The organism is Vibrio sp. 10N.247.311.13 (assembly GCF_041467595.1).
Classification (GTDB): Bacteria; Pseudomonadota; Gammaproteobacteria; order Enterobacterales; family Vibrionaceae; genus Vibrio; species Vibrio crassostreae_C.
On sequence record NZ_JBFSUX010000147.1, the window covers coordinates 1 to 1,051 of the forward strand.

A 1,051-nucleotide genomic window follows, 5' to 3' on the forward strand; every position below is an offset into this window, starting at 1 on the left:
GGCTTTGTTTCCTAAATCAGGGAACTAATGCTTAAAGCTACGATCAGATCATCTAAGTTCACTCACATACTTAGAGCAATGCCAAAGCCTCGCTACAGAACAACTAACTGGAAACAATATAACCAAGCCCTAATCAATCGTGGTTCACTGACATTCTGGATTGATGAGGAAGCGATTCAACAGTGGAAGCAACTCAAGCAAGGTAAACGAGGTCGACCTCGATTGTTTAGTGACTTAGCCATTACGACCGCCCTCATGGTTAAACGAGTATTCGCGATGCCGTTGAGAGCGTTACAAGGATTCATCGATTCTGTTTTCAAACTCGCTCAACTCCCGTTGTCATGTCCTCATTATTCATGCATCAGTAAACGAGCCAAAACGGTTAATGTGTCATTCAAGACAAAGACCCGAGGCGCAATACAGCATTTAGCCATTGATGCAACAGGGCTAAAGGTCTACGGTGAAGGTGAATGGAAAGTAAAAAAACATGGTACTGACGGGAAGCGTCGAGTTTGGCGTAAGCTCCATTTAGCCGTAGACACTGGCACTCATGAAATCATTGCGGCTGAGTTAAGTTTATCGAATGTCACTGACGGTGAAGCTCTTCCTAATTTACTGAATCAAACTCGTCGTAGAATCAATGAGATATCTGGTGATGGAGCTTACGATACAAGACAATGCTACGAAGCAATACGTATTAAACAAGCTGTTCCACTTATTCCACCGAGAGAAGGTGCTGCTTTTTGGTTACGAGGTCACCCCCGTAATCTGGCGGTAGCTTGCCAGAAATTATACGGCTCAAATAAACATTGGAAAAAGAAGTACGGTTACCATAAACGGTCACTTTCAGAGACGGCTATGTTCCGTGTAAAGACACTGTTTGGTGGGCGATTAAGTTTAAGAAACTATAATGCTCAGGTTGGTGAAACCTACGCCATGATTAAAGCGTTGAATAAGCTCACAGGGTTAGGTATGCCTAAAACGATAGAAATAGCCTAATAATCACCCATACTGGCCGTTTCTATCTGAGATCCAATTAGGAAACAAAGCC

Annotated in this window: 1 protein-coding gene; it reads left to right on the top strand. The window is 43.1% G+C overall.

What is annotated here, in order from left to right:
* Positions 1–78 precede the first annotated feature (78 nt).
* Positions 79–999, top strand: a complete 921-nt coding sequence (locus tag AB6E52_RS23115; RefSeq protein WP_029236538.1) for an IS5 family transposase — start codon at positions 79–81, stop codon at positions 997–999.
* Positions 1,000–1,051 lie beyond the last annotated feature (52 nt).